The organism is Amycolatopsis samaneae, assembly GCF_039541975.1.
Lineage (GTDB): Bacteria > Actinomycetota > Actinomycetes > Mycobacteriales > Pseudonocardiaceae > Amycolatopsis > Amycolatopsis samaneae.
In genome coordinates, this window is the sequence record NZ_BAABHG010000004.1 from 313,659 (window position 1) to 336,153 (window position 22,495).

General features: G+C 70.4%; 17 protein-coding genes. 7 read left to right on the top strand and 10 right to left on the bottom strand.

Annotated features, from left to right (window positions below; translation table 11 throughout):
• Nucleotides 1-53: 53 nt before the first annotated feature.
• Nucleotides 54-914 carry a DUF11 domain-containing protein gene (locus tag ABD987_RS11660; RefSeq protein ID WP_345390504.1) on the bottom strand — a complete coding sequence of 287 codons (861 nt, stop codon included), beginning with the start codon at nt 912-914 and terminating at the stop codon, nt 54-56.
• 252 nt (nt 915-1,166) lie between these two features.
• Between ABD987_RS11660 and ABD987_RS11665 the strand changes: the two genes are divergently transcribed.
• Together ABD987_RS11665 and ABD987_RS11670 are read left to right on the top strand one after the other, a co-directional pair.
• Nucleotides 1,167-2,522: an MFS transporter gene (locus ABD987_RS11665; RefSeq protein WP_345390507.1), complete on the top strand. Its 1,356-nt coding sequence runs from the start codon at nt 1,167-1,169 to the stop codon at nt 2,520-2,522.
• Nucleotides 2,519-2,977, top strand: coding sequence for a MarR family winged helix-turn-helix transcriptional regulator (locus tag ABD987_RS11670; RefSeq protein WP_345390510.1), 459 nt, complete (start codon nt 2,519-2,521; stop codon nt 2,975-2,977). The genes ABD987_RS11665 and ABD987_RS11670 overlap by 4 nt, the downstream gene beginning before the upstream one ends.
• A 144-nt stretch (nt 2,978-3,121) precedes the next feature.
• Here the strand turns inward: ABD987_RS11670 and ABD987_RS11675 are convergent, their stop codons facing one another.
• Genes ABD987_RS11675 through ABD987_RS11695 form a run of 5 tightly spaced genes read right to left on the bottom strand, consistent with a single transcriptional unit; the run spans nt 3,122 to nt 8,987 of the window.
• A complete protein-coding gene (locus ABD987_RS11675; RefSeq protein ID WP_345390513.1) occupies nt 3,122-4,024 on the bottom strand; it encodes a PfkB family carbohydrate kinase in 903 nt (300 codons plus the stop codon).
• Entirely contained in the window at nt 4,021-5,454 is a 1,434-nt protein-coding gene (locus ABD987_RS11680; protein WP_345390516.1) for a purine-cytosine permease family protein, read from the bottom strand. The genes ABD987_RS11675 and ABD987_RS11680 overlap by 4 nt, the downstream gene beginning before the upstream one ends.
• Complete coding sequence (locus ABD987_RS11685) at nt 5,451-6,446, bottom strand: ADP-ribosylglycohydrolase family protein (protein WP_345390519.1); 996 nt, start codon at nt 6,444-6,446, stop codon at nt 5,451-5,453. The genes ABD987_RS11680 and ABD987_RS11685 overlap by 4 nt, the downstream gene beginning before the upstream one ends.
• Nucleotides 6,443-7,150, bottom strand: a complete 708-nt coding sequence (locus ABD987_RS11690; protein WP_345390522.1) for a GntR family transcriptional regulator — start codon at nt 7,148-7,150, stop codon at nt 6,443-6,445. Before ABD987_RS11690 ends, ABD987_RS11685 begins: the two co-directional genes overlap by 4 nt.
• A 46-nt stretch (nt 7,151-7,196) precedes the next feature.
• Complete coding sequence (locus ABD987_RS11695) at nt 7,197-8,987, bottom strand: FAD-dependent oxidoreductase (RefSeq protein WP_345390525.1); 1,791 nt, start codon at nt 8,985-8,987, stop codon at nt 7,197-7,199.
• Nucleotides 8,988-9,821: 834 nt separating this feature from the next.
• On the opposite strand from ABD987_RS11695, the gene ABD987_RS11700 reads away from it, so the two are divergent.
• A complete protein-coding gene (locus tag ABD987_RS11700) occupies nt 9,822-11,093 on the top strand; it encodes an HNH endonuclease signature motif containing protein (RefSeq protein ID WP_378213947.1) in 1,272 nt (423 codons plus the stop codon).
• 451 nt (nt 11,094-11,544) lie between these two features.
• On the opposite strand, the gene ABD987_RS11705 is transcribed toward ABD987_RS11700, so the two are convergent.
• Both ABD987_RS11705 and ABD987_RS11710 read right to left on the bottom strand, forming a co-directional pair.
• Nucleotides 11,545-12,435: an aminoglycoside phosphotransferase family protein gene (locus ABD987_RS11705; protein WP_345391589.1), complete on the bottom strand. Its 891-nt coding sequence runs from the start codon at nt 12,433-12,435 to the stop codon at nt 11,545-11,547.
• Between the two features lie 83 nt (nt 12,436-12,518).
• The gene (locus ABD987_RS11710; protein WP_345390528.1) at nt 12,519-13,964 is read right to left on the bottom strand and encodes an alpha-L-fucosidase; all 1,446 of its coding nucleotides are present in this window, start codon (nt 13,962-13,964) and stop codon (nt 12,519-12,521) included.
• Between the two features lie 272 nt (nt 13,965-14,236).
• Here ABD987_RS11710 and ABD987_RS11715 point away from each other — a divergent pair, with 272 nt between their 5' ends.
• The 4 genes from ABD987_RS11715 (at nt 14,237) to ABD987_RS11730 (ending at nt 19,851) form a co-directional block, all read left to right on the top strand.
• Entirely contained in the window at nt 14,237-16,054 is a 1,818-nt protein-coding gene (locus ABD987_RS11715) for a hypothetical protein (RefSeq protein WP_345390531.1), read from the top strand.
• Nucleotides 16,055-16,180: 126 nt separating this feature from the next.
• Nucleotides 16,181-16,663: an Lrp/AsnC family transcriptional regulator gene (locus ABD987_RS11720; RefSeq protein ID WP_345390534.1), complete on the top strand. Its 483-nt coding sequence runs from the start codon at nt 16,181-16,183 to the stop codon at nt 16,661-16,663.
• A 152-nt stretch (nt 16,664-16,815) separates the two neighbouring features.
• Complete coding sequence (locus ABD987_RS11725; RefSeq protein WP_345390537.1) at nt 16,816-18,168, top strand: aspartate aminotransferase family protein; 1,353 nt, start codon at nt 16,816-16,818, stop codon at nt 18,166-18,168.
• A 42-nt stretch (nt 18,169-18,210) separates the two neighbouring features.
• Nucleotides 18,211-19,851 carry an amidohydrolase gene (locus ABD987_RS11730; protein ID WP_345390540.1) on the top strand — a complete coding sequence of 547 codons (1,641 nt, stop codon included), beginning with the start codon at nt 18,211-18,213 and terminating at the stop codon, nt 19,849-19,851.
• 34 nt (nt 19,852-19,885) lie between these two features.
• Here ABD987_RS11730 and ABD987_RS11735 read toward each other — a convergent pair whose 3' ends face one another.
• Together ABD987_RS11735 and ABD987_RS11740 are read right to left on the bottom strand one after the other, a co-directional pair.
• Entirely contained in the window at nt 19,886-21,199 is a 1,314-nt protein-coding gene (locus ABD987_RS11735) for an alpha/beta hydrolase (protein WP_345390543.1), read from the bottom strand.
• Nucleotides 21,196-22,377, bottom strand: coding sequence for a hypothetical protein (locus ABD987_RS11740; protein ID WP_345390546.1), 1,182 nt, complete (start codon nt 22,375-22,377; stop codon nt 21,196-21,198). The genes ABD987_RS11735 and ABD987_RS11740 overlap by 4 nt, the downstream gene beginning before the upstream one ends.
• Between the last annotated feature and the right edge of the window lie 118 nt (nt 22,378-22,495).

The window sequence follows — 22,495 nt, forward strand, 5'->3', positions numbered from 1 at the left end:
CGGTGCCGCGAACCGGACGGGCGCGGCACGTCCGGTTCGCGGCGAGGACGCGGCTAACAGCTGACGAGCAGACCGGTGACGGCCGTGCACGTCCTGGTGGCGCTGTTGTTCGCCGCGTTGGGGTCGGCGGGGAAGGCGGCGGCGATCCTGGCCGTCGTGGTGAAGGAGCCGAGGCTCAGCACGCCCAGCCTCGCGCCGAAGCGCAGGGTCGCGCTCGATCCCGCGGCCAGCGCGGCGACGTCACAGGTCACCGTCGAGGTCCCGGCCGGATGCGCGCATCCGGCCGAGCCCGTGTACTGGAGCGCGGGCGAGTACGTCGCGACGACCCGCACGCCGGAAGCGTCGCCAGGGCCGGCGTTCGTCAGGGTGATCGTGTAGTCGATCTCCGGGGAGAGCAGGCCGTGCGGGGCGGCCGTCAGCCGCACACCGAGATCGGCGACGCCCTGGGTCACGGTGAGCTCCGGCCCCGGCAGGGTGTCGAAGGCGTAGTTGTCGCCGACGAGCTGGTGCTGGAGCGTCACCGTGCCCAGCGGCGCGGTGTCCTTGACCTTGAGGGTGTACACCACGGTCCGGCTCTCGCCCGCCGCGAGATCGCCGAACGGCGCGCGATAGCTGCTGCCGAAAAGGAAACACGGCGCCGTCGTGCCGGTGCACGAAACCAGGTCGGCGAGGTCGGTGATCGCCGTCTGCTGACCGTAGATCGCCGCTTTCGCGAACGTGACGGTGAACTGCTGGGTGTTGTGGACCTGCTGGGTCACCGTGAACGTCTGACCACGGTGGAGGGTGGTGCCGCCGACCGTGACCGCGCTGCTCGGCACGTCGTCGGCGCTCGCGGGCGCCGCGGCGAAGGGCAGGACGGCCGCGACCGCCAGTGCGATGGTCGTGAATCTTCGCCAGCGTCTGTGTCGCGTCATCGGCTCACCCGTTCTTTCCGGACCGCTCTTGCCATACAGGACGGACGACGCCTCACCGTGCGAAACCGGCCAGGGGCGTCGTTCACGGCACCTCAGTCGTCGGCTCCGGGGGATTCGTTACCCGCGATATCCCCTACGTCTCCCGGGGTGGATCTGCCACAGAACGATGTGTGAGCCGTATTACCGGCAGGTCAGTCAGTCACCGGTTCCAATAGTTCTGTGTCAGAATGAATCCGGAGAGGAGGAGCGGACATGCTCATGGTGGAGACACCGCGGCCACGAGTGGTCCGCGAGCATCCGAAGGCGGGCTGGCTGGCGGTCGGCACCGTCTGCTTCGGAGCGTTCATGGGGCAGCTCGACGCCAGCATCGTCACGCTCACCTTCCCCGCGCTGCAACGCGAGTTCGGCACCCCGCTGGCCGCCGTCCAGTGGGTTTCGCTGGCCTACCTGCTCACCCTCGTCGGGCTGGTCGCCGTCGCCGGGCGCGTCGCCGACGCGCTGGGCCGCAAGCTCGTCTACGGCTACGGCTTCGCGGTGTTCACCCTGGCCTCGGCCGCGTGCGGGCTGGCGCCCGGCCTCGGCTGGCTCGTCGGCTTCCGCGTGCTGCAGGCGCTCGGCGCGGCGATGCTCCAGGCCAACAGCGTCGCGCTGGTCGTCACCAGCGTCCGCCACGACCAGGCCCGCGCCGCCCTCGGCGTCCAGGCCGCCGCGCAGGCGCTGGGGCTCGCGCTCGGTCCCGCGCTCGGGAGCCTGCTCGTGGACACCGCGGGCTGGCGATGGGTGTTCTGGGTCAACGTCCCGATCGGCTGCCTCGCCCTGCTGGCGGGGCGCTTTCTCCTGCCGCGTACGCGGGAACGCACGCCACTCGGCCGGTTCGACTGGCCGGGGCTCGGCCTGCTGGCGGTCACCACGACGTCGGTCCTGCTGTTGCTCTCCGGGTTCTCCGGGCTGCGGCTGCCCGGCTGGACCGTGGTGGCACTCGCGGCCGGGTTCGCGGCGGGCGCGGTGCTGCTGTACCGGACCGAACGCCGGACGGCGAACCCGTTGGTCGACCTGTCCGTGCTGCGCCCGAGAGCGGTTTCGGCCGGGCTCGCCGGCGCGCTGTGCGGGTACCTCGTGCTCTTCGGCCCGCTCACGCTGTTCCCGCAGGTTCTCGGCGCGCACGCCGGTCTGGTGCTGACCGCGCTGCCCGCCGGTTTCGCCCTCGCGGCGCTCACCGCGGGCAAGGTGCTGCCCTCGGGCTGGTCCACCGGCGCGCGGGCGACGCTCGGCGCCGGGATCAGCGTGCTGGGCACCGGTGCCCTGATCTTCACGGGAACCACCCCGCTCGCGGCCGGTATGCTCCTCGCCCTGACCGGGATCGGGCTGGGGGTGTTCATCCCGGCCAACAACGCGGCGATCATGGCGGCGATCCCGCGGCGGATGTCGGCCACCGGAGGAGGACTGGTCAACATGGCGCGTGGGCTGGGCACCGCGCTGGGGATCGCGCTGGTGACTTTCTTCCTGCACCTGGGTTCCGTGCCCGGCGCGCTCGGCGCGCTGGCCGTGGCCGCCGTGCTGATGGGCCTCACCGGGCTGCTGCTCCGTCCCGCGGGCGCGCGCCGATGAGCGGCCAGGAGAGTTCGCTCGCCGACGCCGTGGCCCGGCTGCGGCGGGCCATGCGCCGCGCGGCGCGGGCGAAGGATCCCAGCACCACGCTTTCGGTGGCACAGCTGGAACTCCTGTCCTCGCTGGCGGAGCGTCCCGGCGCCCGTCCGAGCCAGGTGGCGCGGTCGCTGCACCTGGCGCCGAACTCGGTCACCACGCTGGTCAACGGCCTCGAAAAGCGCGGCATGATCACCCGGTCCGGCGGCGACGACCGGCGCACGGTGTCGCTGCGGCTCACCCCGGAGGGCACGAAGGCCGTCCGCGGCTGGCAGGCCACGAACGACGCGATCCTGCGCGCCGCGGTCGACCACCTGGAGCCCGGCTGGCGGCATCTGCTCCTCGCCGCGCTGCCCGCGCTGGACGAGCTGGTCCGCGCCATCGACACCGTCGCCGATCCCGCCGAACCACCCGCCTGACCCGCTGTTCCCGCCTGACCGTGTTCCCGCCGTTCGGGATCCCGCCGGTCATGCGCCCCAATGTGGCGTTCGGTGCGTTGGACGCACCCAATGTGGCGTTCGGTGCGTTGAGCGCACCCAATGCCACATTGGGGCGCTCGTCCGTCAGGCCGGGCCGATCGACGAACGCGCCGCGAGGAACCGATCGACCTCGTCCCGGTCCGGCGCGGTCGCCGGGCCGTAGCGGCCGACGGCCAGCGCGGCGGCGGCGTTCGCGCGCCCGGCCGCGGCGAGGACGTCCCTGCCGCGCAACAGTTCCGCGGCGAGCACGCCGGTGTGCGCGTCCCCGGCGCCGTTGGTGTCCACCGGCTCGACCGGGAACCCGGGCACCCGGACCGTCACGCCGTCCTCGGACACGTCACAGCCCTCGGCGCCGAGCCGGGTGATCCACACCGGCACCGCGTCCGCACCATCCACAGTGGACATTTGACGGGCCTCGGTGGCGTTGCACGAGAGGATGTCCACGTGCGGCAGCAGCGCGCGCCAGACCTCTTCCGGCACTTCGGCGGCGAGCGGGCCGGGGTCGAGCAGCACGGCCTGGCCCCGCAGACCGGGCAGCCAGGCCAGCAGGGCGTCCCGGTTGGACTCGCGCAGCAGGCTGTACCCGGTGACGTAGACCAGATCGCCGGGTTCCGGGGCCACCCTGGCCAGGTGCTCGGCGGTCAGCGTGCCCTCGGCGCCGGTCTCGGTGATGAACGTCCGTTCCCCGGTCGCGTCCACCAGTGCCACGCACACCCCGGTGTCCGGGGTGGTCGGCGGCTGGACGACCCCGATGCCCTCCGTGGCCAGCGCGTCCCGGACGATGTCGCCGAACCGTCCGGTGCCGTGCTCCCCGGCGTAGACGACCTCCGCACCGGCGCGCGCGGCAGCGGCCATCACGTTGAACCCGCCGCCCGCGGTGAGCCGGACATCGGAGGCGAGCACGTCCCCGCCGGGCGGCGGCAGCGCGCCGACGCGCATCACCAGGTCCACAATGGCCTGTCCGGTGTGGACGAGCCGGCCGGTCATCGGGTGCCCCTCGCTCCGCCGAGCGCCGCGTACAGTCCCGCGCCGACAACGAAAGTGACGACCCAGCCGACGCCGTTGGTCCCGAGCCAGGTCTGCGCGAACGGGCCGGAGAACCAGACGTCCTTGCCGGTGCCCGCGGTGGTGAACAGGTAGCCCGCCACGATAGCCACCGCCCAGGCGACCAGCGCGCGGGGTTCACAGCCCGCGCGGTACCAGTACCCGCTCGTGTGGCGCAGGTCCATGAGCGCCGCCGGGTCGTAGGTCCGCCGCTTGATCATGTCGACGAGGAACACGCCGACCCACGCGGTGATGGGCACCGCCAGCAGGCTGATGAACGCGATGAACGGACCGTAGAAGCCGTCGGCCACGAGCATGAAGTACAGCGAACCGAGGAACGTCACGACGATGTCCACCACCACCGCGTACACCCGCTTGATCCGGATGCCCAGCGTCAGCGTGGTGAGCCCGGCGGAGTACACCGAGAGGTGATTGGACAGCAGCAGCCCGCCGAACGCGGCGATCAGGTACGGCACCGCCATCCAACTCGGCAGCAGTTCCCGGATCGCGGCCACCGGATCACCGGCCGAGGCCAGCGACGGATCGTCCGCCGAGATCAGGCTGCCCAGGGAAATGAGCAGCACCAAGGGAATTCCGGCACCCGCGGCGGCCGAGGCGATCAGCGAGCCCGCCCGCACGGCGGGCGACTGGTACCGCGACATGTCCGCCGACGCGTTCGCCCAGCCGATCCCGGTCCCGGCGGCGATGGTGCCGATCCCGGCGATCATCGCGCCCACCGGCGCCGGCGAGGCCGCGAACACCTTGTCCCAGTGGATCCGCGTCACGAGGCTGACGCCGACGACGACGTTGAGCGCGCCGAAGATCCAGGTCGACCACCGCTGCACCGCGACCAGCACGGCGTGCCCGAGCCCGGAGACGGTGACCGTCAGCAGCACGAACAGCGCGACACCGACGATCGTCAGCACCGGTGAGGCCTTCGCCCCGGCGTCGGTGCCGAACAGGATCGCGCACAGCGAGAGGAACGCGAACGCGGCGGTCGTGGTGTTCACCGTCTCCCAGCCGAGCCGGGACACCAGCGAAACGAGCGTCGGCCCGAAGTTGCCCCGCACGCCGAAGACGGCGCGGGAAAGCGTGAGCCCGGGAGCGCCGCCGCGGCGGCCCGCGATGGAAACGACACCGACGATCGCGAACGACCCGGCGGCGCCGATGATCGCGACGAGCACCGCCTGCCAGAAGGCCAGGTGCTGCACGGCGACCAGCGTCGCGCCGAGCGGCAGCCCGAGAATGCTGATGTTCGCGGCGAACCACACCCAGAACAGCTGCATCGGGTGCCCGCCGCGTTCGGCGGCGGGCACCGGCTCGATGCCGCGTGTCTCCAGCGCGCCCGCGCGTTCCGCTGTGTCCATGGTCATCCTCGCACCTGGAGCAGGCCGTCCACCAGGACGGCCAGGTCGAGCCGGTTGACTTCCCGCACCTGGCGGACCAGCCCGGCGGGGAGCCCGGAAAGGCCGTGGTGCGCACCGAGGATCGCCCCGCACACGGCGGCCACGGTGTCGGTGTCTCCGCCGATCTCGGCGGCCAGCGTCAGCGCCGACGCGGGATCCTCGCCGAGCACCTCGGCGAGCACGACCGCGGCGACCACGGATTCCTGCGCGGCGACCGAGGTGCCGATCACCTCGGCGAGCGCGTCGGCCAGCGTGGCCCGGTCCATCCCGCGTGCCCAGGCCCGCGCCCAGCGGATCCGGGCGGCGACGTCCCCGCCCGCGACCCAGTACCCGCGCCGCGCGCCCTCGACGGCCGCGCGTTCGGCTTCGTCCAAAGAGGACCTTAGGTCCGCACCGTCCACACCGGACGAAACGGCGGCCGCGACCGCCGCCGCGGCGGCGATGCCGAGCCCGGTGTTGTGCGTGACCCGGCTGGCTTCGACGACGGCGTCGAGGAATCCCGCACCGAGCGGCGTCGCGATCCCGATCGGGGTGATCCGCATCGCGGCGCCGTTGGTGGTGCCCTCGCGACCGGCCTCCTCGGCGGGCACCCCGGCGTCGAGGCGGTCCAGCGCGCGCTTCGTGGACGGGCCGAGCAGATCACGCGAACCGCGGCGGATCATGTCCGCCTCCCAGGCACGCAGGGCGTCCGCGAACGTCCTGGGCTCGATGCGGCCGTCACCCTCGATCACCAGCCGGGCCACGAGCAGCGCCTGTTCGGTGTCGTCGGTGATCGACCCGGCCGCCATGCCCGGCGCGATCGGCTGCTCGGCGACGGCGGCGACGAAGCCGGTGATCGGCCCGTACGTCCGCGCGATGGCCGTCCGCGACATCGACTGCGTCGGCATGCCGAGCGCGTCGCCGATCGCGAGCCCGTAGAACGCGCCGAGCGCTCTCTCCCGTTTCGCCGCCCCGGTCACTGCGGGCCGAACCTGAGGTGGAACCGGAACCGCGCCGGGTCGAGCAGGCTCGTGACGTGCTCGACGAGCGTTCCGGCGGCGCCCACCGTGGTGCGGACCGCCCGCAGGAACTGCTCCTCGGGACCGCGTTCCAGCAGTTCGGCCTGGTCGCCGAGGGCACACATGGTGATCCACTGCTCGCCGCCGATCCCGCGCAGCCCCGCCGCCGTGAGCGTCGCGGTGAGCGAGCCGCCGACGAGCCCCCGTTCCGGGAGATCGGCGAGCGGCCCGTCGCCGGGCAGCACGGAACGTTCGAGGGACACCGGGTGCCCGTTCTCCGCGCGGCGCCTGCGCAGGACCGCGACGAAGCTGTCCACCCCGAACCGCTCGGACAGCTCCGCGTCGCGGGCGGTGCCGATGGAGATCAGCTCGGTGCTCAGCGTGAATCCGGACTCCGCGAGGGCGCGGGCCCAGCCGACGCCCTGGTCGAGATGGACGCCGTCGAACGTGACGAACGAACCGACCCCGGTCTGTGTCGTGATCAGCGCGCGCTGCTGCAACTCGGACAGCGCGCTGCGGACCGTGCCCCTGCTGACCTGGTACAGCTCGGCCAGCCGGTTCTCGCCCGGCAACTGCGCCCCGGACGGCAGCCGACCCGACCGGATCTGGCCTGCCAGGTCCTCGACCAGCTTGGCGCGCTTTCCGAAACCCACCCGTGCGGACATGTACAAACATGTACAACCCGGGTCGGCGGCCTGTCAAGGGCGTCCGCTACGGCCGGCGCGGATCGAGGAGGTCGAAGGCGTTGGGCAGACCACTCCGGTACAGCCCGAGGTCGGCGGCCTTGAGCGCGTCGAAGGCGGGGTTGGCCCACAGACCGGCGACCCGGCACCTCGGCTCCGCCGAGCCCGCCGCGTCGAGGACGCCGTTGACCGCCTGCCGGGCGGCCTCGTTCGCGCCCTCCATGGTGGTGATGTTGATACTCGTCCTGAGCCAGTCACCGGCGAAGAACAGGTTGGGTACGGCCGTCTTCGCCGCCGGGCGCGCCTTCCAGGTGCCGGGTTTCTGGATGAACAATGGGGTTTCGTTGTCCACATCGGATGTTCCGGAGCCGGTGATCGCCGGGTCGAGGAACCAGGAGTGCAGCATGCCGTCGTCGAGAACGGTTTCGCCGGTGTCGTTGAGGTGGGCCTTCATCACCGCCCAGGTTTCGGCGGCGAGCCGCGCCGGAGTGCACTGCCGCGCGGACTTCGCGGTGAAGTTCCCCGGCGAGCTCCAGTCCGAGAGAATGGCGGACAGGCAGTCCCGCACGGTGCCGTCGCCGTAAGCGTCGAAACGGCGCTTCCAGAACTGCTGCTGGCTGATCGAGGTGATCGCCCAGCCGGAGTCCTCGTAGTTGACGTGCCCCGGCGTGATCGGCACCTCCCGGTTCAGGAAGAACTGGAGCCCCACCATCCAGTCGGTGCCCAGCTCGCGGATTCCGGCGAGCGCGGGATCCGCGGCGAGCAACGATGGGCTGAGCAGTTTCGCCGCGCGCTCCACCGGCATCGCGGAGACGAACCAGTCCGCGTCGACCCGGCGCCGCTCGCCCGCCCCGTTCACCACCGACGCCGCGGCGATGCGCCCCTCGGCGAGCTCGAACGCCTCGGCGGCCCACCCGACCCGGAACTCGACCCCCTCGGCACGAAGGTGCTCGATCCAGGGGTCGAGCCACATTTCGCTGGTACTGCCGCACAACACACGGTCCACACTGGACCCTGGCTCGTTGCCGAACCCCAGCAGGCTCCAGAGGACCGCCTCGGCGACCACACCGATCGCATACGTGCTGGCCTCCTTCGACTTGCTCGCGACCAGGTTGCGGACGAGCCCGTCGGCGAGGAGTTTGTCGTACTCGTCGGAAAACCACGCCGTGCGGGTGTAGTCCGCCCAGGTCACGTCGTCCCACTGGCCCACACGCCGTTCCTCGCAGCTGGTCACGAACACCAGCGTCTTCTGGGCGGCGAACGCGATCTCGTGCGCCGGGAGCCGGAACATCGTCTGAAACAACGAAACGACCGACTCCAGGAAGCTCTCCGGGGTGAGCGGCGGCGGATTCGCCGGCAGCGGGACGGGGAAGGGAATGGTCAGATCGGCGCGGCCGCCCATCCGGGACATCAGGACCGCGCTCGCGCTGGTGAGGTTGTCCCAGGTACCGTTCCGGTTGCCGGAAAAGGGAATCCGGCGCATCGTGTCGGGCAGGTTGTGGTAGAAACCGGGGAAGAACCGGAACCCGTGCTCCCCTGGCAGATCGGGACGGCCGTGCGTGCCGGTGCCGGGAACGGCGATACTGCGTGCCTTCCCGCCCAGCGCGTTCCGCTCGTACACGGTGACCGCGAAACCACGTTCGGCCAGTTCGTGCGCGACGGTGAGCCCGGCGACCCCGCCACCGAGCACCGCGACCCGGTTCTTCGGCACCTGACCGGCGTAACCCGCTTTCGTCCCGGCCAGCGTGGCCGCGACACCCACCGCCGCGGTGGAAGAACCGCGCAGGAACGCACGCCGGGACCGCACCCGATCACCCATGACCCCTCCCCCGATCACCGTCCGACGGAACCACCATCCGGCACCACCGGGCAGCCGGTCAAGAACGATCTCCGCGCTTGTCTGCGCTTGTCTGCGCTTGTCTGCCCGGACCATGCCGGTCACGGGGAAGGCCCAGGTCGTTCGGGTCCATCCGCGGGATCCACGAAACCGGGCGGCCGGACCATCCCGTGGCCGCCACCGGATGCGAGGCGATCGCGCTCGATCCGGACCCGGCCATGCTGACGACGTTCCCGGCGTGCCCGCCCTCGTCGGCACCGCCGAGTCGCTTCCGCTCCGGACCAGGAGCCTCGACGCCGTCGTGCCCCGGACAGGCTGGCGCTGGATTGAGTCGTCCGCCTGTTCCCGGGAGACCGGGCGCGGTCTGCGGCCGGGCGGTGTGCTCGACCTGATCCGGAACGTCCGGGACGAATCCGAAACCTGGGTGCGTGCCCTGAACGGCCGGACAGATCACGCCGAAGTCGTTGCGTGGCAAGAATCCGTACACGATTTGCGCGAACCGGTCATCTCCAGCGAAGCACGACTCTCCATTGATCGCCGGTCTGCTGCACCGCACTCCGCGACGCGAAACAGGCCGTGTGCCTCGCCATCTTCGATCCGCCGATCTCCAGGTTCTTCCGCGTCCGTCGGACCACGGCCGTGAAACAGAGCAAGGCTCGCAAACTGCTCCGCGTGAGCGAAGCACGGCTCAAACATCCGGCGACTTCCGCACCCGACACGGAACCCATACCTGGCTCCAAACACCACGGTGACCGGACGACAACTTCACCCCATCGTGTCGAACGTATGTGCGAACGCCTGCGGTAAGATGGAGGTGTGTCCAGGAACCTGTCCACCCAGGAATCGCCACCACTGTGGCGGTTGTCCGGTCGCGAACTCGCTGACGAGGTGCGTGCGCGACTGGAAGCCCTGTGGCGCCTGGACGCGGAACTCGGTCAGCTGTTGGTGGAGGTCGATTCTCGCGGTGTGTCCGAGCTGTACGGCTACGGATCCACCGCGGCATGGTTCGCACACATGGGGCGAATGTCGCGTGCCGAAGCCAAGAAGCATCTTGATCGTGCGCGTGGACTGAATCCTGGTCGTAGCATCGACGGTACCGAAACACCCGCCGCCGCGCCAGCGACCGGAGCAGCCGCACTCGCCGGAGAGATCGGACCACACCACACCAACCGGGTTCTCCTTTTCCTGAAGAAGATCCCAGCGAATGTGTCCGAAGAGGACAGAAACAGTGCGGAGAAGATTCTGGTGGAGCTGGCACGCCAGGCGACACCACACGAGGTCGACAAAGCCGCCGACGAGATCCTGGCCCGCATGGACCAGGACGGGAAAGAACCGAAGGACCCAGACCCGACCGAACGCAAACCCGAACTGCGGGTGCGGCAACGGAAGGACGGCTGGTTCGATATCGACGGCCAGCTCGATCCCATCACCGGAACCCGGCTGAGCACCATCCTCGACCCACTGTCCACGCCCCGGCCCGCCGGGGAAGACAAGTGGCCCGACCTACGGTCTACCTCCCAGCGGTACGGGGAAGCGTTCGGTGAAGCGATCGCGATGCTGGCCAACGTCCCGGACGTGCCCGGCGGCGACCGCGCCCAGCTGGTGGTCACGGTCGGCCTGAACGATCTGAAGTCCGAGCTGGGTACCGCGTGCCTGGACATGGTCAGCGAACTCACCGCCACCGAGACACGGATGCTGGCCTGCGACTGCCAGATCATCCCCGCAGTACTCGGCTCGAAGGGCGAGCCGCTCGATCTGGGCAGGGCCAAGCGTTTGGTCACCCCGGCACTGCGCAAGGCGTTGATCATCCGAGACGGCGGCTGCGCCTTCCCCGGCTGCCACCGAAAACCCAGACACTGCGACGCCCACCACGTGATCGAGTGGGCACACGGCGGACGAACGGTACTCCGTAACCTCGTGCTGCTCTGCTCAGCCCACCATCGACTACTCCACAGTTCACCATGGACAGTCCACATCGCCGAAGACGGAATACCCACCTTCGTCCCACCCGACTACGTGGATCCCTTACGCAGCCCCAGACGCAACAACCTCCACCACCCAGCACCGAAAGCGAGGTCACAACCATGAACGGCCCGCTGTCTCGCCTCGCCGGGGGTTCGCTCACCGCGAGCCTCCCGACCGGTTCAGCAGCGCGGCCGCGCACCATTCCACCAGCGGGAACACGCGGGTCACCACCGCGAAATCACTCAGCGCCAAACCTAACCGGAGGTTTCGACCGTGCGGACGAGAGCTGGCAACGCAGTGCTTGCCGGATCAGTTCGGCTGCGGCCGGTTCGTGATGGTGAACATCCAGCTGGGCCCGAACCAGTCCACCAGTGAGCCCGCTTCGTCCCGGGTTCCCTCGTCGCGAGCGGTCCGACCGGCTCTGCTGTACGGCCTCGCCCCTGCCTCCAGCTGGAAAGCGCGGACCACTACCGCGAAATCGTTCAGTGTCAAGACATGTTCGGGAGTTTCGACCGTGCGGATGAAATCTGGCAGCCCGAGGCCCCGTCTGGCCACCGGCCTCGGCACGGCGCTGTCACCGCTGGTCCTCGGCCAGCACCGAGCGGATCACGTGGCGGGCGTTGGCGGCCATCGCCGAATTCGTTTCGCGGTAGTACGGCAGCGCGATCAGTGCCTGGGAAAGCGTCCGTCCCCGGCCACGAACCCAGGTCGCGTCGTCCACGTCCAGTGCCGCGCGGAAGACGGCCCTCGCCCGGGGCGGCAGCAGGTTCCACGCCGGGAACAGATCGCAGGCCGGATCGCCGGCGCCGACACAACCGAAGTCGAGTACCGCGCTCAGCCGGTCGCGGTCCACCAGCAGGTTGCCCGGCATCAGATCGGCGTGCAGCCACACCGGTGGCCCGGCCCAGACCGGAGCCCGCAGCGCGTGCTCCCACACCGCGGTCACGGCATCGCAGTCGACGCCCTCTTCCGGAATCCCGCGCAGCTGCTCGATCGCCGAACGGGTCTCCGCGTCGAGAGCGGCGAGCGGGCCACCGCGATGTGCTTTCGGCGCGTCCGGCAGGGTGACGCTCCGCATCGCCGTGACGAACCCGGCCAGGTCCTCGGCCAGCGCCACGGGTGCTCGCAGGTCCCCGGCGCGGGGCGGTTCCCCGGGCAGCCACCGGTACACCGACCACGGCCACGGATAGCCCTCGGCGGGCTCCCCCGCCCCGAGGACCTCGGGCACGGCCGTCGGCAGCAGGGAAGCCAGGCGGGGCAGCCACCGGTGCTCCAGCGCCACGTCCTTGGCACCGGACCGCACCAGCGGCAGCCGGACGACCATGTCCTCGCCCAGCCGGTACATGGCGTTGACCGTGCCGCCGGACGGCCACCGCCGCACCGGCAGCCCGGCCCACCGGGGGAACCGCGCGGCGACGAGCCGGCGCACGAGGGCGTCGTCGAGGGGGAACATGCCGTGATGCATCGGCGCTGTGCTCACGACAGGTCATCCGACCGCCGGACACCGGGTGCCGTCAACCGGTTTTACCGCGCGCGGCGGCTACACCGTCACCAGGCACTCACCGACAGGACGGCGGGGAACTCCTCGGTGAACCCGTCGGTGCGCCGCGCGGGCAGGTCGATGACGATCCCGTCCGCGGTGCGGGTCCAGGGGAGCGGGCGGGAATGCCCGCCCAGCAGGCGAACCCGCGCATGGCCGGTGATCGGGACGTCGCCGGGGACGGCCAGTTTCACGCCGGGCCAGTGCAACGGGATGAGGTGGAACGCGTCACGGGTGCGGGTGTAGCAGAGGGCGCCGTCCATCGCCCGCCGCCACGGCGCCGAGCCGTAGATCGCGCGGCCGTTGATCCGCAGCCAGCGGCCGACCTCCAGCAGCCGCGAGCTCATCCAGTCCGGGATCGTGCCGTCCTCGCGCGGGCCGATGTTGAGCAGCATATTGCCGTTCTTGCTGACCACCTCGGCGAGCAGCTGGACCAGCCGCGCGGCGGACTTGATCTTCGCCGGGTCCTCGTTTTCGTTGTAGCCCCAGGACTTCCCGATGTTCAGGCAGGCCTCCCACGGATCGGGGCGCAGGACGTAGGTCTTGTTGTCGCCCTCGACCGTCACGTAGTCCGGGTGCGCGTACTCGAAGCGGTCGTTGGCCACCACGCTCTTGGGACGCGGCCGGTCCGCGGCGTTGCGGTAGTAGTACGCCAGGATTTCGTCGCTGTGCCAGTCCCACACCTTCGGGCGGAAGATCGAGCCGCCACCGAACTCGTGGTAGCCCTGACCGTCGGCCCACAACACGTCCGGGTCGTAGCGATCGATCAGCGTCTTCAGGTGGACGTGCTCGTACTGGCGCACGTAGTCGGTCACCGGGCGGAAGCCGGTGTACGGGATTTCCACGCCGGTGTAAGGGTTTCTCGGCGGTGTGCCGAGCGCGGGGCTGTAGAACTCGCCGAGCGAGTGGTACAGCCCGCGCTTGAGCTCCGAGTGCCGGGCGGCGTGGAACAGCTCGCCGACGAGATCGCGGCGGGGGCCGAGCCGGACGGAGTTGCGGTCCGACGCCGGGTTGTCGAACAGCTGGAATCCGTCGTGGTGCTTGGAGGTGAGCACGAAGTACCGTGCCCCGGCCTGTTCGAACAGCCGCACCCAGGCGCGGGGGTCGTAGCGGCGCGCGGTGAACCGCGGGATGAAGTCGTCGTAGTTCACCTCCGGACCGTAGGTACGCAGGTGGTGCTCGCGGGTTCCGGTGCCCCGCGCCGGATCCGTGACGTTCATCGCGTAGAGGTACCACTCGGCGGCGTGCTTGGCATCGCCCCAGGCCAGCGCGGAGTAGACGCCCCAGTGGATGAAGATGCCGAACTTCGCCGAGGGGAACCAGGGAGTGGCCGCCGGCCTGCCGAGGTCGGCGGCCCGCGCGGCCGGGGCGGCGAACCCGAGCATCGCGGCGCCCGCCGCCGCGCCCGCCGCGGTGAGCGCGCCGCGCCTGCTGATCCCCCGCTGTTCCGGCATTTTCGGCTCCATTGCCCCACACCTCTCGCAGTAGTAGTCGCCAGCCACCCGTGGTCATCAGATGTATAAGCGTTCCAGGCGTACCAGGATGCCGACCGGCGAAGCAAGAGACATGTCCGGCCACAATCGCAAAAGCCGTTATTCACCGTGGTGTTCACGATGATGAACACGCCATCTTGCGACACGCGGCGGTTGACTCCACCTCACGGCATTCTTACGCTCGGCGCAAATACATCTGATCTATTCATCGGGGAACAGCGAAGGGACCGCCCATGTGCGCGGCATTCGATCGGGAGACCAGCAGGCGGACGGCGTTGCGGGGCGGGCTGGTCCTCGCAGCGGGCGCAGCGGGCATGGCGAGCACCGCGCTCACCGCCACCGGGGCGGCACCGGCGTTCGCCGATCCGAAACCGGCCGGGCGCCGCCTGCCGTTCCTGCTCGACATGGTGCAGAACAACCCGGGCGAGCCGTCGTTTTCCAGCCGGTTCAACGATCCCGTGAAGCTGAAGGAGTACGGCTACGACGGTCAGGTGATCAACGAGTTCAAACCGCCACACGCCGCGATCACCTTCGACTCCTTCGATCCGCGGGTCTTCCCGGCGGGTTCCCCGGGACGGGCGTGGGTCGAGGCGGCCGCGCGGACCATCGACACGCACATCGCGCGGGCGCACGCGGCCGGGATCGCGGCCTACGTCTTCACCGACATCATCGTGCTGCCCAAGCGGCTCGTGGAGCTGTACGGCGACCAGATCCTCGACGACAAGGGCCGGATCAGCCTCGACCGCCCGCTCACCCAGCGGATCCACCGGCTGATGCTGCGCGAGGTCTTCACCCGGTTCCCCGGCCTCGACGGCCTCGTCGTGCGCACCGGCGAGACGTACCTGCAGAACATGCCGTTCCACACCGGGAACAACCCGATCACCTCCGGCGAGAGCAGCCACCTGACCCTGCTCGGCGTCCTGCGCGACGAGGTCTGCGTCCGCGCGGGCAAGCGGGTCTTCTACCGGACCTGGTCGACCGGGAGCGACAAGCTGACCAGCGATCCCGCGTTCTACCGGCGGGTCACCGACCAGGTCGAAACCCACGAGAACCTGCTGTTCTCGATCAAGCACACCGCGAAGGACTTCTGGCGGACCATCCCGTTCAACCAGACCATCGGGGTGGGCAGGCACCGGCAGATCGTCGAGGTCCAGTGCCAGCGCGAGTACGAGGGCAAGGGCGCCTTCCCGAACTACGTGATCGACGGCGTGGTCAACGGGTTCGAGGAGTTCCGCGCGACGCCGCGAACGGGCCCGATCGGCCTCGCCGACGTCGTCGGCAACCCGATCGTCGCCGGGATCTGGACCTGGTCGCGGGGCGGCGGCTGGCGCGGCCCCTACCTGCACAACGAACTCTGGTGCGATCTCAACACCTGGGTGATGGCGCGCTGGGCCCGCGACACCGGACAGGGCGAGGAGGCCGCGTTCACCGCCTACGCCACCACCCGGCTCGGGCTGCGCGGGGACCAGGTCCGCCGGTTCCGGCGGCTCGCCCTGCTGTCCGCGGCGGGGGTGCTGCGCGGGCACTACAGCGCGGTGCACCCGATGGGCAGGCTGATGTGGACCCGGGACCAGTTCCTCGGCGGCTCGGACAAGGACCTCGTCAGCGACTTCGACGCGGTCCTCGGCGCGGGCCGGATGGCGGTCGTGCTCGACGAGAAGCAGCGCGCGGCGCGGATGTGGGACGAGATCGTGGCACTGTCCTGGACACTCCCGCTGCGCGAGCACGCCGACCGCGAGTACCTGCGGGTCTCCGCGCGGTACGGGCAGTCGTGGCACCGGGTGGTGCACCACGGCTGGGAGGTCATGCTGCGCGGGTACGCCGGGGACCGGGCCGGCCGGTACGACCGGACCGCGATGCGCCACCACCTGCACCGGTACGACGCGGAGTGGGAGCGCTGGCGGCGGCTCGCCGCCGACGAGCCGTCGTGCGCGACGCTCTACCAGCCCTACAGCTTCGGACCGAAAGGACCGGACGGGCTCTACGACGCCGATCCGGACCACGGCATGAAGCCCGCCACCGACCGCTACCGGGCGATGCTGTCCGCCTAGGGCGGTCCGCCGCCGGACGGGTGTACTGACACTGCGGATTTCGTCGGTTGTTGCCCCATCGGAGCGCGGATACGATCGCCGGAACCTTCTCGCACCACTCCGACGATCATCGCGAAGGACATCCGGATGAACCGCAAGGCGCAGGCCTCCGAGCGGCCCGCTCCCCCGCTCGACGAACTCTCCCGCAAGATCATCGAGCAGCTCCAGGAGGACGGCCGCCGGCCGTACGCCACGATCGGCAAGGCGGTCGGGCTGTCCGAGGCGGCGGTCCGCCAGCGGGTCCAGCGGCTCTCCGAGAGCGGGGTCATCCAGATCGTCGCGGTCACCGATCCCTTGCAGGTCGGCATGTTCCGGCAGGCGATGATCGCGATCACCGTGGACGGCCCGATCGAGCCGGTCGCCGAGGCGCTCGCCGAGATGACGGACATCGACTACGTCGTGGTCACCGTCGGCCGCTTCGACATCATCTGCGAGGCGGTGTGCGCGGACGACGCCGCGCTGCTCGACCTGATCTCCAACCGGATCCGCACCCTGCCCGGCGTCCGCGGCGCGGAGACGCTCGTCTACCTCAAGCTGCTCAAGCAGACCTACCAGTGGAACAGCCACTGAGCCTGAACAACGAAATCCGTAGCACTATCCCGATAGGACACACGAACAGACCAGTAGATCGAGCGAGTTGCGACTGATTCCCTTGCCAAAGGGTCCGTCGATGTGCGATAACGGGTTCATCGAGCCCGACCGACACGCTGCGAGGGATAGTCATGACCGCACCCACCGAACCCGCCGACCACCTGTGGCTGCACTTCACGCGCCACGGGGAGCGGGCCGACACGACCCCGGTCATCGTGCGCGGTGAAGGCGCCTACGTCTGGGACGAGCACGGGAAGCGCTACCTCGACGGGCTCGCCGGGCTGTTCGCCGTCCAGGTCGGGCACGGCAGGGCGGAGCTCGCCGACGCGGCCGCCCGCCAGCTGCGGCAGCTGGACTACTTCCCGCTGTGGGGCCACGCGCATCCGGCCGCGATCGAGCTGGGCGAACGCCTCGCGTCGAGCGCGCCGGGCGATCTCAACCGCGTGTTCTTCACCGTCAGCGGCGGCGAATCCGTCGAGACGGCGTGGAAGCTGGCCAAGCAGTACTTCAAGCTCGCCGGGAAACCCACCAAGCACAAGGTGATCAGCCGCTCGCTGGCCTACCACGGCACGTCGCAGGGCGCGCTGTCGATCACCGGGCTGCCCGGGGCCAAGCAGGACTTCGAGCCGCTCGTGCCCAGCACACGGCACGTGCCGAACACCAACTTCTACCGCGCCCCGGTGCACGAGGACGACTACGAGGCGTTCGGCCGGTGGGCCGCCGACCAGATCGCGCAGGCCATCGAGTTCGAGGGCCCGGACACCGTGGCCGCGGTGTACCTCGAACCGGTGCAGAACACCGGCGGCTGCTTCGTCCCGCCGCCCGGCTACTTCGAGCGGGTCCGCAAGATCTGCGACGACAACGACGTGCTGCTCGTCTCCGACGAGGTGATCTGCGCGTTCGGCAGGCTGGGCCACCAGTTCGGCGCGTCGCGCTACGGCTACCAGCCCGATCTGCTCACCGTCGCGAAAGGACTGACCTCGGCCTACGCGCCGCTCGGCGCGGTGCTGATCAGCGACCGGATCGCCGAGCCGTTCCTGCGCACGTCCACCACGTTCATGCACGGCTCGACCTACGGCGGGCACCCGATGGCCTGCGCGGTCGGGCTGGCCAACCTCGACCTCATCGAGCGCGAGGGGATCTACCGGCACGTGCTGGACAACGAGGCGCGGTTCAAGTCCACTCTGGACAAACTGCTCGATCTGCCGATCGTCGGCGACGTCCGCGGCGCCGGGTACTTCTACGGCATCGAACTGGTCAAGGACAAGGCGACCAAGGAGACCTTCAACGCCGAGGAGTCCGAACGCGTCCTCCGCGACCACGTCTCCGGTTCCCTGTTCGAGAACGGCCTCTACTGCCGCGCGGACGACCGCGGTGAGCCGGTCATCCAGCTGTCCCCGCCGCTGATCTGCGAGCAGGCGCAGTTCGACGAGATGGAGCAGATCCTGCGCGATACGCTCACCGGGGCGTGGAAACTGCTCTGACGAGGACGTCCGCCCGTGGCCGACCGTTGAAGAGAGGCACCCATGCGAAGCTCCCCCGCCGAGCTGGTCTTCACCGGCGGCCCGGTGCGGACCGGCGACGGCTGGACCACCGCCGTCGCGGTCACCGGCGGCCGCGTCAGCGCGCTCGGCGACGACGTCGCGGCACAGCGTGGCCCGAGGACCGAGGTGATCGACCTGCGCGGCAGGCTGCTGCTGCCGGGGTTCCAGGACGCGCACGTCCACGCCGTCGGCGGCGGCTACGAACTCGGCCGCTGTCACCTGTCCGAAGTGGACACACTCGCGGAGTACACCCGGCTGGTGGCCGAGTACGCGCGGCGAAACCCGGACGCCGCCTGGATCACCGGCGGCGGCTGGTCGCTGGAGGCCTTCCCCGGCGGGATCCCGGCGGCGGGGCAGCTCGACGCCGTGGTCGCGGACCGGCCGGTGTTCCTGGTCAACCGCGACCACCACGGTGCCTGGGTGAACTCGCGGGCGCTGGAACTGGCCGGGATCACCCGGCACACGCCGGACCCGCCGGACGGCCGGATCGAGCGCGACCACGACGGCGAACCGAACGGGACGTTGCAGGAGGGCGCCGTCGCACTGGTCGCGCGGCTGCTGCCCGAACCCACCGGGGAGGAGATCCTCGCCGGGCTGCTGCGCGCCCAGGAACTCCTGCACTCACTGGGGATCACCGCGTGGCAGGACGCGCTGCTCGGCCGGTACGCCGGGATGCCCGACCCGAGCGAGGCCTATCTCGCGGCGGCCGCCACCGGGAAGCTGACCGCGCGGGTCTCCGGCGCGCTGTGGTGGGACCGCGACCGCGGCGCCGAGCAGATCGAGGAGCTGGTGGCGAAGCGCGAGCGGTTCCGCCATCCCCGGCTGAAGGCGCGGACGGTCAAGATCATGCAGGACGGGATCGCGGAGAACCACACCGCCGCGATGCTCGACCCGTACCTCGGCGGCTGCGGGTGCTCGGGCTCCGGCGGGCACCGCGGCATCAGCTTCGTCGACCCGCGCGCACTCGGCGCCTACGTGTCCACTTTGGACAAGTTGGATTTCCAGGTGCACTTCCACGCGCTGGGCGACCGGGCCGTGCGCGAATCGCTCGACGCCGTCGAAGCGGCCAGGAAAGCCAACGGCGACCGGGGAAACCGGCATCACCTCGCCCACCTGCAGGTCGTCCATCCCGACGACGTCCCCCGCTTCGCCGCGCTCGGCGCGGTGGCGAACATCCAGCCGCTGTGGGCGGCCCACGAACCACAGCTGGACGAGCTGACGATCCCCTTTCTCGGCACGGAACGCGCCGGCAGGCAGTACCCGTTCGCCGCGCTGCTCGCCGCCGGCGCCCGGCTCGCCGCGGGCAGCGACTGGCCGGTCACCAGCCCGGATCCGGTGCAGGGCATCCACGTCGCGGTCAACCGCGTCAGCCCCGGCGCGGACGCCGAGGTCTTCCTGCCGGAGCAACGGATCGAGCTGGGCACCGCGATCGACGCCTACACCTCCGGATCCGCGTACGTCAACCACGCCGACGACACCGGCCGGATCCGGCCGGGAAACCCGGCCGATCTGGTGGTGCTCGACCGGAATCCCTTCGACGGTCCCGTTTCGGCCATCGCGGACACCCGGGTGGCCATGACTTTCGTGGCCGGACAACGAGTCCACACCGCGAACAACGCGTGAGTGAACGGGGAACTCGCGTGATCGGGGACGTAACTCAGGCTCGGGTAATGCCCAGGCGTTTGCCCAGCCAGTCGAGCGAGCGGACCAGACCGGCGTTCCAGGCGAACCAGTTGTGCCCGCCGCCGACCTCGATGAAGTGGACCGGCAATCCGTTGCGGACACAGGCTTCGAGCACCTTCCGCTGCTGTGCCATGCCGGTGCTGTCACCCTCGCCAACGGTCAGGATCCCGGCACTGCCGGGAAGTTGTACCCGGGAGAGGACGTCGACGGCGTTGATCTCGGCGAACTTCCGTTCGTCGCCGCCGAAGGCCTCGTCGACGGTCCGGCGCCGCGAGCCCAGCGTCGGCTCGTCCTCCCCCGATATGTCCACAAAGGACGGATAGACCTGGGGCCTGCGCACGGCGAGCTGCAACGCGCAGGTGCCGCCGTAGGAGGAGCCCGCGACGGCCCGGTGCCGGGGCGACGGGTCGATCTGGAGATTGGTCCCGATCCACGCCGGGACGTCCTCGGCGAGGTAGGTCTCGGCGGCGCCGAGCCGGGTGTCGGCGCACAGCGGGTTGGCGAAGTGGCCACCGGTCGTGTCCGGCATGACCACCACCGGCGCGAGGCCGTGGTGGGTGGCCGCGTAGGCGTCCATCATCGCCGACAGCCGTCCGCCGCGGACCCAGTCCGCGGGCGAGCCGGGCTGGCCGTGCAGCAGCACCAGCACCGGCAGCAGTGGCCGGTTCGGCGTGAGGTAGGCCGGGGGCAGGTAGACGTAGGCCGGGCGGGACGCGCCGAAGGCCGCCTTCACCGCCGGGATCGGCGTCTTCACCAGTATTCCGGCGCGGCGCAGGTCCGGCGGCGGGCGCCAGACGTCCCGCAGCGCGTGCCCCGGCCGCGGCGCGACCGGCGCGGGCACCGGCGCCGGGAGGTGGGCCATCGCGACCTCGTTGTCCGGGGCGACGCCGAGCACCGCCCGGATCGTCGGGTACTGGCCGTAGTAGGCGTTGATCCCCGTCACCGAGGTCAGCAGCACCAGCGCGGCGCCGAGGACGGCGAGCAGCCGTCGCCACCACGGGGCCCGCCACAGGCCCGCCACCGCGAGCCCGAGTGCCCACAGCCCGGCGCCGCCCCAGGCCACCACGGCGAGCGGCAGCGCGTCGGGGAACAACCGCAGCACCGACCCGAGCAGCCAGTCGGCGAGCAGGCACACCACGACCGTGCCCGCGGTCACCGCCGGGACGGCCCGCAGCCACCACGACCGTCCCGGCCACGCCAGCAGCGTCACGGCACCGGCCGCGCCGAGGACCACCACGACGACGAGTACCCAGCCGTCGATGACCGAGAGGTCGAGAAGCGGGGTCACGTCGTCGTCGCGGCGAGTCTCGCGCGGTAGACGTCACGGGCGGCGAGGCTGACCGCGAGATGGTCGGTGAGCGGATCGAAGAACGCGACGCGGTACTTCTCGTCGGTCACCGTGGACGAGGTGAAGTACAGCGCGGAAAAGGCCGCGATGAACAGCGAGACCTGGAGCAGTTCGTTGGGCACCGGGATCTGGATGCCGAACAGGGTTCCCGGCGTGGGACCGCTGGTCGCGTACGCCTTGATCACCTCGTCCTTCAGCGCGATCTTGCCGAACGTCACGAAGAAGACGAAGGTCAGCGTAGCGAAGACCAGGGTCTGGAACGCCTGCGTGAGCACGAGCACCAGGACCATGTTGGCGCGCTCCACCTTCGAGAGCGGGACACGGTCGGTGTCCGCGACGGTCCCGGCGTACGAGCGGAACGGGGTCCCTTCGAGCTTGTCCAGCGCGACCCGCGCGTTGCGCACGGCGGTGAGGCGGCGCACCTCCTCCGACAGCATCGTGAGCATGAACAGGACCGCCACCACGACGAACAGCGCGACGACCCACCACATCCGCCGCCGCTCGATCGACGCGGCGAACTGCCAGATCTCCGCGGTGAAGAACCCGAACAGGGTGAACAGCAGGAACAGCGGGAGCGCCCGGCTGGTCAGCTCGCCGAGGCTCTTGGCCTGCCGCACCGCCGACCGCGCCGACCAGCCCACGATCGAGCCGCCGCCGAGGAAGGCGATGCCGAGCAGCAGGGCCACCACGACGGCGTGGACCGGGACCATGAGCGCGGGCGAGTCCCTGTCCGGGGCCAGCCGCAGCGCGATGGGCATCACGAACACGAACAGGGCGGCCGAGATCGCCGCCACGACCGTCCCCCGGTGGGCGAGCACCGCCCGGCGGACCCATTTCGTGACGAGCCACGCGGTGAGCGCGGGCACCACGATCAACGACAGCAGCAGGCCGTAGTAGCCCAGCAGGAACAGGTCGTTCTCCAGCCTGCGCTCGAATTCCGCCTCCGAGCCGCCGTCGAGAACGTCCAGCGCGATGACCAGAAGCTCCCACACCGCCGCGAAGGCCAGCGCCGGCACGATGCGCACCGGCAGGCTCCTCGGGCGGCCCTTGACGAGGGCGGGCAGCCCTCTCCGCCGGAACCACTGTTCTGCCGCGTCCCGGTCGTACCGCTCACTCATCTCGCCGTTCCCCTCCACCTTCTCCGTCTACTGTGGACCTCGATGATCGCGAACACCATCCGCGCACCAGCGAACAGGCCCCGCCGATCGGCGGGAAGTCGCCCCGCCGGGTGACTGG

Bases quoted from the DNA above. Each gene is read 5' to 3' on its own strand.
- ABD987_RS11660 (WP_345390504.1), bottom strand. From the start codon at position 914: ATGACGCGACACAGACGCTGGCGAAGATTCACGACCATCGCACTGGCG.
- ABD987_RS11665 (WP_345390507.1), top strand. From the start codon at position 1,167: ATGCTCATGGTGGAGACACCGCGGCCACGAGTGGTCCGCGAGCATCCG.
- ABD987_RS11670 (WP_345390510.1), top strand. From the start codon at position 2,519: ATGAGCGGCCAGGAGAGTTCGCTCGCCGACGCCGTGGCCCGGCTGCGG.
- ABD987_RS11675 (WP_345390513.1), bottom strand. From the start codon at position 4,024: ATGACCGGCCGGCTCGTCCACACCGGACAGGCCATTGTGGACCTGGTG.
- ABD987_RS11680 (WP_345390516.1), bottom strand. From the start codon at position 5,454: ATGACCATGGACACAGCGGAACGCGCGGGCGCGCTGGAGACACGCGGC.
- ABD987_RS11690 (WP_345390522.1), bottom strand. From the start codon at position 7,150: ATGTCCGCACGGGTGGGTTTCGGAAAGCGCGCCAAGCTGGTCGAGGAC.
- ABD987_RS11695 (WP_345390525.1), bottom strand. From the start codon at position 8,987: ATGGGTGATCGGGTGCGGTCCCGGCGTGCGTTCCTGCGCGGTTCTTCC.
- ABD987_RS11705 (WP_345391589.1), bottom strand. From the start codon at position 12,435: ATGCATCACGGCATGTTCCCCCTCGACGACGCCCTCGTGCGCCGGCTC.
- ABD987_RS11710 (WP_345390528.1), bottom strand. From the start codon at position 13,964: ATGCCGGAACAGCGGGGGATCAGCAGGCGCGGCGCGCTCACCGCGGCG.
- ABD987_RS11715 (WP_345390531.1), top strand. From the start codon at position 14,237: ATGTGCGCGGCATTCGATCGGGAGACCAGCAGGCGGACGGCGTTGCGG.
- ABD987_RS11720 (WP_345390534.1), top strand. From the start codon at position 16,181: ATGAACCGCAAGGCGCAGGCCTCCGAGCGGCCCGCTCCCCCGCTCGAC.
- ABD987_RS11725 (WP_345390537.1), top strand. From the start codon at position 16,816: ATGACCGCACCCACCGAACCCGCCGACCACCTGTGGCTGCACTTCACG.
- ABD987_RS11730 (WP_345390540.1), top strand. From the start codon at position 18,211: ATGCGAAGCTCCCCCGCCGAGCTGGTCTTCACCGGCGGCCCGGTGCGG.
- ABD987_RS11740 (WP_345390546.1), bottom strand. From the start codon at position 22,377: ATGAGTGAGCGGTACGACCGGGACGCGGCAGAACAGTGGTTCCGGCGG.